This is a genomic window from Micromonospora sp. PRAS1, from assembly GCF_059553435.1.
In genome coordinates this window covers 1-14,859 of the sequence record NZ_JCANNB010000053.1, presented here as the reverse complement: position 1 = coordinate 14,859, position 14,859 = coordinate 1, and the positions used below count along the sequence as shown (strand labels likewise).

Annotated in this window: 9 protein-coding genes and 5 pseudogenes; 5 read left to right on the top strand and 9 right to left on the bottom strand. The window is 63.3% G+C overall.

Features of this window, described 5'->3' with window-relative positions; translation table 11 throughout:
- Positions 1-448: 448 nt before the first annotated feature.
- Complete coding sequence (locus AC507J_RS30140; RefSeq protein ID WP_496293555.1) at positions 449-2,503, top strand: NACHT domain-containing protein; 2,055 nt, start codon at positions 449-451, stop codon at positions 2,501-2,503.
- Between the two features lie 40 nt (positions 2,504-2,543).
- Here the strand turns inward: AC507J_RS30140 and AC507J_RS30135 are convergent, their stop codons facing one another.
- On the bottom strand, positions 2,544-3,371 hold the full coding sequence (locus tag AC507J_RS30135) for a recombinase zinc beta ribbon domain-containing protein (RefSeq protein WP_496293553.1): 828 nt from the start codon (positions 3,369-3,371) through the stop codon (positions 2,544-2,546).
- Positions 3,260-4,460, bottom strand: a pseudogene (locus AC507J_RS30130) (IS3 family transposase). The gene AC507J_RS30135 and the pseudogene AC507J_RS30130 overlap by 112 nt, the downstream one beginning before the upstream one ends.
- Positions 4,461-4,635: 175 nt before the next feature.
- Between AC507J_RS30130 and AC507J_RS30125 the strand changes: the two are divergent.
- The 3 genes and pseudogenes from AC507J_RS30125 to AC507J_RS30115 all read left to right on the top strand — a co-directional run.
- Positions 4,636-5,336 (top strand): annotated as a pseudogene (locus AC507J_RS30125) (transposase family protein); the annotation flags it as partial.
- Positions 5,337-5,404: 68 nt separating this feature from the next.
- Positions 5,405-6,727: a group II intron reverse transcriptase/maturase gene (gene ltrA / locus AC507J_RS30120; protein ID WP_496293551.1), complete on the top strand. Its 1,323-nt coding sequence runs from the start codon at positions 5,405-5,407 to the stop codon at positions 6,725-6,727.
- Positions 6,728-6,755: 28 nt separating this feature from the next.
- Positions 6,756-7,463 (top strand): annotated as a pseudogene (locus AC507J_RS30115) (IS256 family transposase); the annotation flags it as partial.
- On the opposite strand, the gene AC507J_RS30110 reads toward AC507J_RS30115, so the two are convergent.
- The 5 genes from AC507J_RS30110 to AC507J_RS30090 form a co-directional block, all read right to left on the bottom strand.
- Complete coding sequence (locus AC507J_RS30110) at positions 7,402-7,554, bottom strand: IS3 family transposase (protein WP_496293549.1); 153 nt, start codon at positions 7,552-7,554, stop codon at positions 7,402-7,404. The pseudogene AC507J_RS30115 and the gene AC507J_RS30110 overlap by 62 nt on opposite strands.
- 204 nt (positions 7,555-7,758) lie before the next feature.
- A complete protein-coding gene (locus AC507J_RS30105; RefSeq protein ID WP_496293547.1) occupies positions 7,759-7,950 on the bottom strand; it encodes a transposase in 192 nt (63 codons plus the stop codon).
- A 715-nt stretch (positions 7,951-8,665) separates the two neighbouring features.
- Positions 8,666-9,265: a lysophospholipid acyltransferase family protein gene (locus tag AC507J_RS30100; protein ID WP_496293587.1), complete on the bottom strand. Its 600-nt coding sequence runs from the start codon at positions 9,263-9,265 to the stop codon at positions 8,666-8,668.
- 113 nt (positions 9,266-9,378) lie between these two features.
- Positions 9,379-10,293 carry an alpha/beta fold hydrolase gene (locus tag AC507J_RS30095; RefSeq protein WP_496293545.1) on the bottom strand — a complete coding sequence of 305 codons (915 nt, stop codon included), beginning with the start codon at positions 10,291-10,293 and terminating at the stop codon, positions 9,379-9,381.
- A gap of 20 nt (positions 10,294-10,313) precedes the next feature.
- Entirely contained in the window at positions 10,314-11,420 is a 1,107-nt protein-coding gene (locus AC507J_RS30090) for a UbiA family prenyltransferase (protein WP_496293543.1), read from the bottom strand.
- 483 nt (positions 11,421-11,903) lie between these two features.
- On the opposite strand from AC507J_RS30090, the pseudogene AC507J_RS30085 reads away from it, so the two are divergent.
- Positions 11,904-12,640: pseudogene (locus tag AC507J_RS30085) on the top strand (transposase family protein); the annotation flags it as partial.
- Positions 12,641-12,859: 219 nt separating this feature from the next.
- Here the strand turns inward: AC507J_RS30085 and AC507J_RS30080 are convergent.
- Both AC507J_RS30080 and AC507J_RS30075 read right to left on the bottom strand, forming a co-directional pair.
- Positions 12,860-13,237, bottom strand: a pseudogene (locus AC507J_RS30080) (transposase); the annotation flags it as partial.
- 21 nt (positions 13,238-13,258) lie between these two features.
- Complete coding sequence (locus tag AC507J_RS30075; protein WP_496293541.1) at positions 13,259-14,506, bottom strand: IS110 family RNA-guided transposase; 1,248 nt, start codon at positions 14,504-14,506, stop codon at positions 13,259-13,261.
- Positions 14,507-14,859 lie beyond the last annotated feature (353 nt).

Below are 14,859 nucleotides of genomic sequence, written 5' to 3'. Positions count from 1 at the left end.
AATCAAGTTACTGCGGACCGCCCTCTCACAACACCATGGCCGACTACTTCTTCAGCGACGGCCTGGCATCAACTCCGTCATCATAGCGCTCGCCGTCGCCTTCTACGAGGTACCCGATCGATCAGAGGACCGACGCGTGAGCAGGCCGGACCCAAACGGCCCTGCAAAAGCGTGCCCAATGCAAGGAGGTAGAGCCTCTTGCGGACATGTGTGGTACCCTCCAAATAGGATACGCAGTCGATTGACTGAGCTGACTAGTCAAGAATGCTGAGCTTGGGGAGACCGTGTGCGTTGGCGACCGTCTCCGGGAGCATCTGTCGGAGTGGGTGCCGCCTTCGCTCTAGTCGGCAATCTGGCTACGAGCACCGTAACGGTAGACCATGCATGGTGGGCGCCAGCGACTTGGACTTTAGCTAGCTTGCTGGTAGTCACATCTATATGGTTCGAGATGGCTCGCAGCCGCAACGAGCTTTCAAACCACCCATTCGTTGTTGATTTAGATGCTGTCGCCAACCGTCTCGCGCAGGTAATTCGGACCCAGGTTTTACGTGAAGAGGACAACCGGAGAGTCAACGATCCAATCGCGCTGCCGGTGAATTGGCATCGACTAGAAGACTGTTTAATTGATCGATGGGATAACATCTGCCGAGTCAAAGGGGCGGCATCTGTTGGACCACTTGCACTGGATGGCGAACTCGATCAAATAGTAGTCATCTATAAACGTATTCCGTCTGGCCGCCTCGTGATTCTCGGCGAAGGCGGCGCGGGGAAAAGTGTCCTCGCTGCGCGCTTGGCCTTGGGTCTGCTCGCCGAACGGAAGCGAGGCGACCCAGTCCCGGTAGTCGTGAGCATGGCGTCCTGGAATCCAACCGAAGTCTCCCTTGGCCAGTGGCTAACGGGACGACTCGTTCGCGATTATCCGTTTCTTGCTGGCCCCACCGACCGCAGCCCGTGCTTGGCGACTGCTCTGCTGGATACTGGTCAAATCCTGCCAATCCTCGACGGGTTCGATGAGATAAGCCCATCCCTTCAGGCAAGCGCGTTGGGCCAACTGCACACGACTGCGAGCATGCCTTTGGTCCTTACCAGCCGCCGACGCCAGTATGCCACAGCCGTGAGTGCCGTTGGTGTGCTGACTAATGCAGCGGGAGTTGAGCTGAATGCGTTGGATCTGGCGGATATTGAGGGCTACCTTCCACGCACCACACGTCGTTCAGGAAACGGCGATCTTGCTGATCCATGGTCTTCAACTCTGCTTCGGATGCGTGAGCATCCACACGAGAGGATCTTCCGCCTGCTCGTAGAGGTATTGTCCACGCCACTAATGGTCTATTTGGCCCGAACCGCTTACTCCGACACGCCTGGGCGAGACCCGTCGGAGTTGCTCGACGATAGGCGGTTTCCCAATCGCGCAGCGTTAGAGGAACATCTGCTGGCAGCGTATGTTCCAGCCTTGTACCAACGTCTGCCACCTTCCGCCAGACGTTGGGGAACTGAGAAACCCCAACACTGGTTTACTTATCTTGCTATGCACCTTACCCGTTTTCATACTCGAGATCTCGCCTGGTGGGAGTTGCGCAACTCTTTGTCCTCCGTTCACCGAAGGCTGGTTTTCGGAATCATGGGAGGATTGACCGGCCTATTGTCAGCCTGGACGGCGGATCTTACAGGTCATAGCGGAATCGTGCTCGTTTTTGCGCTAGCATGCGGATTTGGATGCGGGCTCCTAGGCTGGATGTACCTGACAATCTTGACTGCGGTCGCAGGGTGGTACATTTTTGAGCATATTGCCGGAATTGATGACGTGATGTCATGCAGCCTAATCGGCGCGAGCACTTTCGCGCTATTCTTTGGGCGTGACAAGATTCCTGCCAAGCCGATAGCGGCCATCCGTATCGAGGTTCGCGACCTTCGAAAAGTTGGTCAGCTAATAGGAGCCTTTCTCGCTGGCGGCGTTTTCGGGGGCGCTGTTGCCGGAGCGGCATTCGTCTTATCTAATGACCGACCTCGTTGGCACGTCGGTGTGCTGGCTTTCGGAGTCTCGTTCGGCTTGACTTTTGCGCTATTTTCTTATCTTGAAGGGCGCCTAAAAGCTGCCAGCTTAACTCCGCAGAAGTCCCTGCATCTTGATCGAAAGTCAACCATTCGACGGGTTCTTGTCTTTGGGCTTTCCTTCGGAATGTCGATCGGTTTTTCATTTGGCATCATTGAAGGGCTATCGAGTGGGCTTGCGAAGGGATTGGCCGCTGGAATTGTGGTCGCGGTGGCGAGTGGCGGTTCCACCGCATGGGGTCAGTGGCTGATAGGTGTACGGTTCTGGCTTCCGTTAATCGGTTGCCTTCCATGGTCAACATGGGCCTTCCTTGCTGACGCGAATCGTCAAGGTGTACTTCGACAAGTTGGCTCGGTGTACCAGTTCAGGCACGCTCTCCTTCAAGTCCATCTGTCCCGGACGCGCTGTGTCCAGTCAGTCTCGACCTCGCGTCGGCCCGCTGAACTGTAGTGCCCCCTGGCTATTCAAGATCTGTAGCCTTTCGTACACGTTAACCCCCATGGGTGGTCTTCACGGCCGCCGAGGGTGGCTCGGTAGGGATTTCTGCCGGTTGGCGCTGGTGCGGGATCGCTGGTGATCGGTGCGTCGACGCCCGGGTGGGGATCGCGGTGATGGTCAGCGTTCCGCCGATCGCGCAGGTGACGTGAACATCGTGTTCGAGTAGCGCGGCTACGACGGCGTGGGGGTCGGCGGCCGGGATGCCGAGCCGCTGGGCAAGTTGTTTGATTGCTTTGGCTTCGTGGATGTAGACGTTGCGCGGCCGGGCCATCCCATCTGCCGCTGCGGTGCGACGGCCGTGGCGGCAGCGGTAGGCGGCGTACTTGTTGACCCAGTGGGCGTCGAGGATCCGGCCGCATTCCTGGCAGCGAATCAGTCCGGAGAGCAGGTAGCGTCCGCTTTCGTTATCGGCCGGTGCAGGCCGGGCGTTGGCCTGTTGGGCGGCGACGAAGTCGTGTTCGCTGACCAGCGGCGGATGCACGAGGTCCCGGGAGATGACCCACTGTTGCATCAGGTTCCAACGACGTACCTCCGATTGACCGAGCAGATCGTCGGCGGCGTCGAGCGGGCCGCGGTCAGTGTGCTGCCGGTTCCAGACCTGCCGGCCGGTGTACCGAGGGTTGGCCAGGATCGACGCCACCGTGCGCAGTGTCCATCCCGCACCGCAGCGGCGCGCGGTGAGGTTCCCCCCGGGATGTGGACACCGGGTTATGCCGCGATCTGATGCAGCGTAGTCGGTGTGAGGGTCTGTTCGTAGTCGGTAGGGCTGAGGTAGCCGAGTGCGGAGTGGCGTCGGCGGTGGTTGTAGAAGGCGATCCACCGGAACACGTCACGGCGGGCGTCGGGTTCGGTGGCCCACCGTCGGTGGTCGACGTCCAGTTCCCGCTTGAGGGTGGCGAAGAACGACTCGGCCAGGGCGTTGTCGTATGACGAGCCGATCCGTCCCATGGAGCGGTGGATGCCGTTGTCGTTGGCAGGCGTTGGCGAAATCGCTGCTGACGTATTGGCGCCTCTGTCGGAGTGGAAGATCACGCCGTCGACTCGGCCGCCGCGGGCGGCGACGGCGGCGTCCAGGGCGTCGATGATCAGGCTGGTGCGCATGTGGGTGTTGATCGACCAGCCGATCAGGCGGCGGGTGGCGATGTCGATGACGGTGGCCAGGTAGAGCCAGCCGCCACCGACGCGTAGGTAGGTGATGTCACCGCACCACCGCTGGTCGGGTGCGGCGGCGGTGAAGTCCCGGCCGATGAGGTCGGGTGCCGGCGGGGTGGCCGGATCCGCAATGGTGGTGCGTTTACGGCGGCGTAGGTGCCGGCCCACCACGTCGCGTTGCCGCATGATCCGCTCGATGCGTTTGTGGTTGACCTGCACACCCCGCTCACGCAGCTCGACGGTCACCCGCGGGGATCCGTAGGTCCCGCCGGAGTCGGCGTGAATCCTGGTGATCTGCTCGGCCAGGGCGTCCTCGGCGGCGGCGCGAGCCCGACGGGACGGTTCGCTGGTGGCCCACCGGTAGAACCCGGAGCGGGACACGGCCAGGATCCGGCACAGCCGCTTGACGCTCCAGGTAGCGCGGTGGGTGGAGATGAACGGAAGCGGCTGGTCACCGATCCATCTCCTTCGCGAAATAGGCGGCTGCCTTACGCAGGATCTCCTTCTCCTGCCGCAACTCCGCCACCTCACGCCGCAACCGGGCGATCTCAGCGTCCTTGTCCGCCACCGACACCCCGTCACCACCCGAGGCCGGACCCGTGCCGGTCTGCCGCTCCTGCTTACGGACCCAGTTCCGCAGCGTCTCGTGACTCATCCCCAACTCACGAGCGACCTGGTTGATCGGCCGCCCCGACGAACGGACCAGGTCAACCGCGTCACGCTGAAACTCTTCCGTGTACTTCGATGGACGCCCCAACGGGGACACCCCTTCCTCTGGACCAACATCCAGTTTCAGGGTGTCCACATCTCAGGGGGAAGCCCAGGTCTTGCAGGTCAGCCCGGGTTGGCAGGGGGTGCCGATCGATGAGGGCGAGGCTCCAGGTAGGACAGCAAATCGACCATAACCCGATGCCCCGACCGGGAGCCTCGCCATGCTGTCCTGCCCTGCCACGATCCCGTTGTCCAGCCGGACTTTGAACCACCTCGCCGACCGCATCCGGAGCCACCGCCAGCAGCGCAGATCCCGATGGCGGCGACTGAATCCCGGCCATCAGGCCCTGCTGGCCCTGGCCCACCTGCGCAACGGCGACACCTACACCCGCCTCGCCGCCGGCTTCGAGATCGGGATCGCCACCGCCTGGCGCTACGTCCAGGAGGCAATCATGCTGCTCGGCGCTGCTGCCGAAGACTTGGATACCGCCATGCGGCGCATCCGGCACCTGGCGTACGCGATCCTGGACGGCGCGCTGATCCCGATCGACCGAGTCGCTGACCAGAAGCCGTACTACTGCGGCAAGCACAAGCGTCACGGGTGAACGTGCAGGTCATCGCGGATGCGGCCGGGCGGCTCGTCTGGGCCTCGGCCGCCTTGCCCCGCTCGACCCACGACCTGACCGCCGCCCGCACCCACGACATCATCGACGCCTTGACCAGCGCCGGGGTGATGACCTTCGCCGACAAGGGTTATCAAGGAGCCCGCGGCAGCGTGCGTACTCCGTTCAAACGGCGCCGCCTTCGGCCGAAGCTGTCACGCCGGCAAAAGGCAGTCAACCGGGCCCACGCGAAGATCCGCGCCCGCGGCGAGCGTGCGATCGCCACCCTCAAGACCTGGAAGATCCTGGCCAAGCTGCGCTGATGAAAAGGGCTCACTGTTGGGCTGCGGCCGATGCTGGTCGCAGGTTCGACGACCTGTTCAACCTCGTGCACGACCCGGCGACGCTGATCGTGGCGTTCGAGCGGGTCGCGGGCAACATCGGGGCTCGTACTGCCGGTTCGGACGGCCTGACGGTCGCCCGGATCGAGCGGGAGATCGGCGTCCCGGTGTTCCTGGACGGCATCCGGTCTGCGGTCAAGGACGGCTCGTTTCGTCCGCAGCCGGTGCGGGAACGCAAGATTCCCAAGCCGGGTGGGTCGGGCAAGGTCCGTAAGTTGGGCATCCCGACGGTCGCTGATCGCGTCGTGCAGGCGGCCCTAAAACTCGTTCTGGAACCCGTCTTCGAGGCGGACTTCGAGCCGGTCTCGTTCGGGTTCCGGCCCAACCGGCGCGCACACGACGCGATCGCCGACATCCATCTCTTCGGTAGCCGAGGCTACCGCTGGGTGCTGGACGCCGACATCGAAGCGTGCTTCGACTCGATCGACCACACGGCCCTGATGGACCGGGTGCGGCGTCGGGTCAAGGACAAGCGTGTGCTCGCGCTGGTCAAAGCGTTCCTCAAGGCCGGAGTGCTCACTGAACTCGGTGAGCAACGCGACACGCCGGCCGGGACGCCGCAAGGGGGCATCCTGTCGCCGCTGTTGGCCAACATCGCGCTCAGCGTGCTCGATGAGCACCTGCACCGCGAATGGAAGCCAGGTGGGCGGATGTCGACGGACAACCGGCGCCACTATCGGCGAGACCATGGTGAGGCGACGTGGCGGCTGGTTCGCTATGCGGACGATTTCGTCGTCATGGTGTTCGGCACCAGAGATCACGTCGAGGCGCTGCGTGAGGATGTCGCGTCTGTGCCCGCTCCGCTGGGACTGCGGTTGTCGCCGTCCAAGACACGGATCGTGAACATGGCCGACGGGTTCGACTTCTTGGGCTTCCGCATCCGGTGGAGACGCAAGATGGGCACCCGGGACCAGTGGCACGTCTACACGTTCATCGGTGACCGGCCGGTTCGGTCACTGAAGGACAAGATCCGTGCCCTGACGCGCAGGTTGTCACAGCAGGACCTGGGAGAAACGCTGGTCAGGATCAACCAGATCACGCGTGGCTGGGCCAACTACTTCCGGCACGCCGTGGCCAAGCACACCTTCGACCGACTCGCGTACTTCATCTGGTGGCGGGTCGTTCGCTGGGTCAAGGCCAAACGGCGATGGAGATGGAAGGACGTCCACCGCTGGCTGCGCACCCCGACCGGGTGGCGCACCGTCACAGCGGACGGGATCGAACTGCACAACATCGCGTCGACCACCATCACCAGGTATCGGCGTCGCAGCAGGATCCCCGCCCCCTGGTCAACAACGAACCAAGCCTGACGGCACAAACCGTGGAGAGCCCGTTGCGTTGAGAGGCGCACGGCGGGTTCGGCGAGCGGTCCGCAGAAACGGGCTGGTACAAACACCAGAACCGCGCTGCGGACCGACTCGACTCTCCGCGCATCTGGCGGATGTGTATGACGCCGACGTGTCCCGGGAGTTGATCAGCCGGGTCACCGACGCGGTGGTGGAGGAGATGGAGGCCTGGCGGCAGCGGCCCCTGGACCGGGTCTATCCGGTGGTGTTCATCGACGCCCTCGTCATGAAGATCCGGCAGGGGCAGGTCGCGAACCGGCCCGTCTACGTGGCCGTGGGTATCAGTCTCGACGGGGAACGCGACGTGCTCGGTATGTGGGCCGGCGCCGGCGGAGAGGGCGCCAAGCAGTGGGCCGGCTACCTCACCGAACTACGCAACCGCGGGGTGGAGGACGTGTTCCTGGTCTGCTCCGACGGCCTCAAGGGCATGACCGACGCGATCGAGCAGGTCTGGCCACGGGCGGTGCACCAGCAATGTGTCGTGCACCTGGTGCGGGCCAGCCTGCGGTACACGAATCGCAAGGACTGGCAGAAGATCACCCCCGCCCTGCGGGAGATCTACACCGCCCCCGCCGTCGCCGCCGCGGAGGCCCGCTTCGAGGCGTTCGCCGCCGAGTCCGGCGACCAGTACCCCGCCGTCATCCGGCTCTGGCGCACCTCCTGGCCGCAGTTCGTACCGTTCCTCGGCTACGACCACGAGGTCCGCAGCCGACCACGTCGCGTTGCCGCATAATCCGCTCGACCCGCTTGCGGTTGACCCGCACGCCCTGGTGGCGCAGCTCGACGGTCACCCGTGGGGATCCGTAGCGCCACAGGAATCGGCGTGAACCCTGCTAATCTGCTCGGCGAGCGCGTCCTCGGCCGCGGCGTGAGCCTGACGGGCGGCTCGCCGGCTGCCCAGCGGTAGAACCCGGAGCGGGACACCGCCAGGACCCGACATAGCCGCTTGACGCCGAAGGTGGCGCGGTGGGCGGAGATGAACCGGAAGCGGCTGGTCACCGATCCATCTCCTTCGCGAAATAGGCGGCTGCCCTACGCAGGATCTCCTTCTTACGGACCCAGTTCCGCAGCGTCTCGTGACTCATCCCCAACTCGCGGGCGACCTGATTGATCGGCCGACCCGACGAATGGACCAGGTCAACCGCGTCACGCTGAAACTCTTCCGTGTACTCCGATGGACGCCCCAACGGGGACACCCCTTCCTCTGGACCAACATCCAGTCTCAGGGTGTCCACATCTCAGGGGGGAAGGCCACTGCAGTAGCCCTATGGCGAGCGTGACAGCGCCGGCGACGTGGCCGACATCTACCGGACCACGGCCGGCAGGCACAGCCCACCCCGGCCGCGCACGGCATGCCGACCGGTGGACACGGAGGCAGCCACCAACACGCCCGCCACGACGCCGATATCGCCCAGGTCCCGGGCCGCCAACCCAGAACGCCGAGCAGCTCACGGACACACAGCCGCCCGATCGATCCAGCGAGCAATCCCCGACACCAGACCATCCGCGTCGACTTCGGCCGGGCAGGCTCGGCTGTGGCAATACCGGCAACGTCGCCGGAGCCCCAGTTCACCAGCAGGCCACTCAGAACCAGCAGCCGGGACGTACCGATGAGCTGCAGCCCTCTATCTCCGAGTCGCCGTCAGCCGCGAACCCGGCTCAATTTCACCGAGCCCTTGCCTCCCTGGCGACGTACGCGTCCTGGCTGAACTGGATCGGAGCCAAGTTCGTCGCCGTGCGCTACTCACCGCAACGGCAGCGGCCACCACCCACACCGAACAGGACACCGCGACCGGCGCCTACATCTGCTGGCGCACATTGAAATCGACGGAAGACCCTCATTCGCCACTGGATCCAAGATCGCCATCTAAATTCCCGCGCTTAAGGCTGCACGACGAGGAGCTAGCTACCTTCAACTCCGCTTAGCAACGAAATGAGTACGTCTGCAATGGTGGAATTAAGGCCGGAAACCGAAGCGCCTTTCTGGACCGCAAGAAGACTCGTCGAAATTGTGACGCGAGGGCGCCGCGAAGGCACCAAGTGGAAACGTGGCAGTTTTGAGCCCGGAGGCCATGCAACGTCCGTTTTCGACACGCCGACCACCAGCACAGCACTGCCAGTGGCAGACGCGAGGTGCGCCGCGCCGGGCATTAGGCGTCCTAGGACTGGGCGCGGGAGGTTGGCCTTAGGAACTCGGCCTTCTGGCATAATCACCAGGACACCGCCATTTTCCAGCACCTGTACGCTCTGTCGCATCGCGAAGGTAAGTGACGTCCGACCAGCAGGAATGCCACCAAGGGACCTAAAAAGTAAGGCCAACAGGCGGTTCCTGAAGTAATCTTCCCGGATTAGAATTTTCGGGGCGACTCGCCAGTGCCGGAACACGATCAAGCCGACTGCCAGATCAAGCATGCTTCGATGATTTGCCACAATGATGAGGCCCCGTCGAGCATCGACAGGAGTGATCGAAGCCGCCAGATCGATTTTGGCCACGAAAGTCATCGCCACTCGAACTAGGTGGGTAACGGCGGCGCGAACCATCCTCGCAGTGTGGTTACCTGCCAACTCGCGCAGGCTTCCAGGCGCTGCCCCCTTCGCTGGGTATTGCTTTTTAATCAAGGCGTATCGCCTAACTCTAGCGGCGTGGTAAGTGGCCCATAATGCCCAGCATCTTGAGTGATCTGGCTCAAAATCTCCACCCAATGACTAAAGAGCAGGTTATGGCCCGCATTAGAAACAAAATGTTGTTTACTGCAAGCTAGACGCCAAATCAGTTCGCGAGCAAAAGACGTCCCGATAATTTCGTCATCTTCGCCGTGCCACAGCCTAATGGGCACGGTTACTGAAGCTGGCGAGAAAGCCCAACTTTTCCTAAGGATGGCGTACTCCTCAAGCAGACCCTCGGATCCTTGTCGAAAGAACTCTAAGGCGCTTCGCGCCCGCATCTCCATCAGGTCAGAATTCCCCATTACTGCCCGTTCCGCCTCAGGGAGTCGTTCTAACGAACGAGCGAGGATGCTCCGTACTCGCGGTTGCGCGTAGCGAACGCCAGCCCATATTATTGGTCGCGCAAAGAAAGGCACAAAGAACAGAAGCAGGCCAAACTTCCAAAACCTGGAAGTGAAAACCGTCTTCAGCAGTCGAGCCGACGGGGGCGGGACGCCGCTCACAACAGTAGCTGAAATCACTCTGTCGGAAAGCAAGTTTGCACATGCAATTGCGTAGGGTCCACCCGCAGAGTGTCCCAAAACAGCGAATCTTGGAAGCCCAAGGTGGTTAGCAAGAAACAGCACATCTCGAGGCCAGTCCAGAAGGGTGCGGTTCGGGTATGGACTGGACATGCCGACGCCTGGTCGATCAGTAGTGATTAGACGTATGTGAAGAGACTCCAGGACTGCGGTGTCTGGGTGCATCGTGAGACGACACTGTCCAAGGCCGTGGAATAGGAGAACAGGCAGTCCGCCTTCCGGCCCATGGGCACAGTACGCCAGCAGACGGCCGTCGGGCAACTCGACCACGAAATCCTGCATTGTATGGACCCTGAACTCCTCTAGTTTGGCTTTTTGCTATGGGGCATTGCTTTGTCGGCGACATCGGGGCTTGCCACAGCGCCGCTTGTTCGGCCCAGGCGGGCCTGCGTAACAGATAGCCAAATCTTCCGACCGTATGAAGCAACACGTTTGGCCACGAGCGGCGAGGCGAACGCAGAGAAAATTGCGATTGCGAATATGCCTCCAAAGCGATTCGTGGCAAGGGCAGCAATGGAGCCAAAGCCACATAGCATCTGAGTGCCCGCTACAATGTACCGCCTCGCCATGGGCCGAGATGAACCTAAAGAAGGAATGAGAAGTGCGATGGAACCGCCGGCGAAGGCCGAGGCGGCAGCCAGCGCTGACCAGTCCGATTGTCCCTCAACCCAGTTGAGCAGCACACCTGTAGCGGTGATGACTGTTAAGGCGATTTGAAGGCCGCAGGCATAAACGACAAATCCGGATCGAAGGATGGGGCCGGCTGGCCCAGGCCGAACTCCGAACATGATCGGCGTTGTTCGTGCGCCATAGGCAAGATCGCTTCCAAGATCGCGAAGCGCGCCATGGACACCGTTTACGAGCATGATGTAAAGAGTTACAGCCACTTCGAGGATGTAAGTCGTCGAAGTGGGCGAGCCATCAGCAGCCAGCGCTCCATAGTGTACGAACGCCGCGGCTCCGATGCCCTGCGCAAGGTCTGTCAGCGGCGGTACCGGACATCGCTTCCCGCTAACATTGTAGAAGGCCGTAGCAGCGAGGGCGAGAGCCAAGGCGGCAGAGCGGGCTACGTCGAACCCGAACAGCAACACATCGGCAGGAAACGCCACCGTGACGGCGACTGCCACGAGCGCCTTGGCCGCTTTCGGGCTGATGGCGCCACTAACTAGTGGCCTGCCTGCCTTGCGCGGATCTCCGCGGTCCAGCTCGACGTCCGCTAGATCGTTCACAATCGCGAAAACGATGTGGAAAGGAACGACCATGAAAAGTGGGAGTGCTGCTTCCGGCGACAAACTGTCGACAGAGCTGATTACGCCGAGTGCCGGCAGCGTCAGGGTCCAGCCTGACAGCGGCAACCGGAGAAAACTGCCGACAATCCAAAGCCGCTCCAACAAGATGCCTGTTCGCATGTGACTGGGGACCTACTCCGCCGCTCGGAACGGCCAAGACTTCCGCGCCAGTGCATGACGTCGACCCCCCTGGCCAAGCACAAATGCGACACTTGTTCTGATCACAGGCACGCAATAGTCATCTGTTGGTTCATGGCCCTCATCCTCACGTTTCAGTCGCATCAAGGATCGCCCGTGCAAGAAGTCAAGTACCGACACCTCGACCATGTTATGCACTGATCCGCACCTGCAAAAGATGCTGGTCTATTTGTCTAGATTTGCCACAGGCCAATCGCGCCCCCGCATGAAGAATCTCAGGCTAAGTGCCGCACCTGGGGTACGTAGCGGTGGGTCGACCTTGCCGGTAGGACTTCTACTGAGCCATTTTCATCGTGATGGAGGTGCTTGAGCAGGTACGCAGCGGCGTGTCGTTGCTCCAGATAGGACGAAGCTCTCGGTAGGACAGCAGTCGACCAAGATGCACTGCCCAGTACTGGAGCTTCGTTGCTGACCTGTCCTGCCAGCATCCCGCTGTCCACGCGCAGCCTGACCCGCCTGACCGAGCTGATCTGCGACCGACGCCGCGCGCTCGGCGGCCGTTGGCGTCGGCTGCCCGCGCAGCAGCAGGCGCTGACGGCCCTGGCTCACTGCGCAACGGTGACACCCTCACCCGCCTCGCGGCCGGCTTCGAGGTGTCGGTGACCACCGTGTGGCGCTACCTGCGCGAGGCCGTGGATCTGCTCGCCGGTTGCGCGGACGACCTCAACGCGGCGATGCGCCGGGCCGCCCGACTGGCGTACGCGATCCTCGACGGCACGCTGGTGCCGATCGACCGAGTCGCCGACCAGCGGCCCTTCTACTGGGGCAAGCACAAGCGCCACGGCGTCAACGTCCAGGTCCTCGCTGACGCCGCCGGGCGGCTGGTCTGGACCTCGGCCGCCCTGCCCGGCTCGATGCACGACCTGACCACCGCCCTCACCCACGGCCTGATCGAAGCCCTGACCAGCGCGAACGTGCTGACCTTCGCGGACAAGGGCTATCAAGGCGCCCGCGGAACCGTCTGGACCCCTTTCAAACGCCACCGCACCCGCCTGTCCCACCTGCAGAAGTCCGTCAACCGGCATCACGCCAAGATCCGAGCCCTCGGCGAACGCGCCGTCTCCACCCTCAAGGCCTGGAAAATCCTGATCAAGCTACGGTGCTGCTTTCGCCGCGCCATCCCGATCGTCCAGGGCGTTGTCGCAGGCGGTGGCCCGTCGGGGGGGTCACGCCGGGCAGGGACCCGCGGCCCGGGTCCTGATCGAATTCGCGTGATGATCGCGAACGGGGGTGAGGCGATCGCTGACATCAACGTGGTCCGGCATCAGGCGGACGTGATCGGCCGGATCGCCTCGCCAGCGACGTGCTGGCGGGCTATCGACGAGGTCGACGACGCGCGGGGGGTGTCCCTATGGGTTTCGTCAAGCGGGGACGGGGCTGGTGGGGCGGGGTTGGTAGGGGATCTTGTCGCGGAGCATGGCGAACAGGACGTCGCAGCGGCGTCGTGCGAGGCAGATGAGGGCGGCGTTGTGTTTCTTGCCTTCGGCACGTTTGCGGTCGTAGTAGGCGCGGCTGGTGGGGTCGGTGAGGGCGGCGAACGCGGCGAGGAAGAAGGCGCGTTTGAGTTGTTTGTTGCCGCCTCTGGCGGGGTGTTCGCCGCGGATGCTGGTGCCTGATCGTCGGGTGACGGGGGCCAGGCCGGCGTAGGCGGCGAGGTGGCCGGGGGTGGGGAAGGCGGTGCCGTCGCCGACTTCGAGCAGGATCCGGGCGCCGGTCCTGACGCCGATGCCGGGCATCGAGACCTCCGATCTTGCTAAGAGTCAAGCGGCTGCGGCGCCGACGGGTGTGGATGGTCGGCCGAAGGCCTTGACGGGGTCGTAGGTTTGGCCGGTTTGTAGGCAGTGGTGGAGTTGGCCGAGCATGCGGTTGAACAGGTGGCGTAGGGCGGCGGCGTGTCGGTCTCCGCGGGCGCGGCGACGGTCATAGTGGTCCTTGCTTGGACCGGGCCTGGGGATGGTCGCGAAGGCCCAGAGGAAGCCGACGGTGCTGAGTCGGTCGTTCTTGACGGTTCGGCGTGTGATGGCGATGCTGCGGCCGGAGGCCCTGGTCACTGGTGCTGAGCCGGCGTATGCCTTCATTGCGCGGGCGTCGGTGAAGCGGTCGCGGTCGTCGCCGACTTCGGCCAGGAGTTGGGCTCCGCTGAGATCGCCCATGCCGGGAAAGCTGGTGATCACCGTGTGGTCGGGATGTTGGGTGAACGCTTCGACGGCCGCTTGGCCGAGTTCGTCGGCGTTGTCGCATTCGGCGTTGAGCGTGGCCAGCAGCGCGAGCGCTTGGCGGCCCATGGCGTCCTCGACGAGCGGAAGCTGGCGCAGTTGGGGGACGCGTAGCGCATGGTGGATCTTGTCTGCTAGCGCATCGATGCCGCGTTGCCGACCGGATCGCCGCAGAGCGGTGGCGATGCGGGCCGCAGAGAGTTTGGCGCCGGCGGCTGGTGTCGGGGCCAGCGCGAGGATCTGGCGGGCTTCGCGGCTCGCGAGGTTGGTAACGCCGCCGCGGTGGAACGCGGCGAGGAAGCCTGGGTAGTACTCGCGCAGTAGTGACCGCAGCTCTTGCAGGGCCTTGGTCCGCCGCCAGACGGCGTCCTGGGCAGCGCGGGCGAGGACCGTGACAGCACGGGCGAGTTCACTGTCGGCCGGTAGTGGTCGGTGGACGTGGGCGTCGGTGCGCAGGATGTTGGCCAACACCATGGCGTCGGCGTGGTCGGACTTCTTACGCGAGACGGTGTGTCGTTCGCGGTAGCGGGCGACGGCCATCGGGTTGATCGAGTAGATCCTGCGTCCGGTTTCCCGCAATGCCGCGACAAGGAGTCCGCGTGGGGTTTCGATCGCCACCGAGATCGCGTCCTCGCGGCTGTCACCGGCATCGGCCAGCATCCGCATCAGCTCGGCGAACCCGTCAGCCGAGTCGGGGATGCGGCGTTTGGCTACCAGCTTGCCGTCGGTGTCAACCAAGGCGACGTCGTGATGCCGCTCGGCCCAGTCGATGCCGCAGAAGATCGTTGCCAACCGTGGTCCTCCCCGCCCATTTCTCCTGCTCAGTTGCCCTGGCGAGATCGTGCGGCGCCCTAATAACGAGGCTCTGTGGCCTGCCCTCCGATTGAGCCGTTCACGATCCCAGCGATCCGCATGGCTCCGGTCTTCATGCCAGAGCTCCAGGCTCTCCACCAGTGAGGTATGGGCCATGCGGACGGGCTCGAATCACGTCCGACATCCTCGATCAACGACAGTTGGCGATGACCCGGCCGGGGTTGCGCCGGCCTCAATGAAGGGCTCTGCGGCCCATGGTCAGGACAAGGCGTCCCGGCCAGGTCACCACCCACGGCTGGGCCGGGTAGACGCCCCAACCTCGCCGTTCGCCA

What these genes read in the sequence shown, in the direction of transcription:
- AC507J_RS30095 (WP_496293545.1), bottom strand. Translation starts at nt 10,293, where the DNA reads ATGCAGGATTTCGTGGTCGAGTTGCCCGACGGCCGTCTGCTGGCGTAC.
- AC507J_RS30140 (WP_496293555.1), top strand. Translation starts at nt 449, where the DNA reads ATGGCTCGCAGCCGCAACGAGCTTTCAAACCACCCATTCGTTGTTGAT.
- AC507J_RS30090 (WP_496293543.1), bottom strand. Translation starts at nt 11,420, where the DNA reads ATGCGAACAGGCATCTTGTTGGAGCGGCTTTGGATTGTCGGCAGTTTT.
- AC507J_RS30100 (WP_496293587.1), bottom strand. Translation starts at nt 9,265, where the DNA reads ATGACTTTCGTGGCCAAAATCGATCTGGCGGCTTCGATCACTCCTGTC.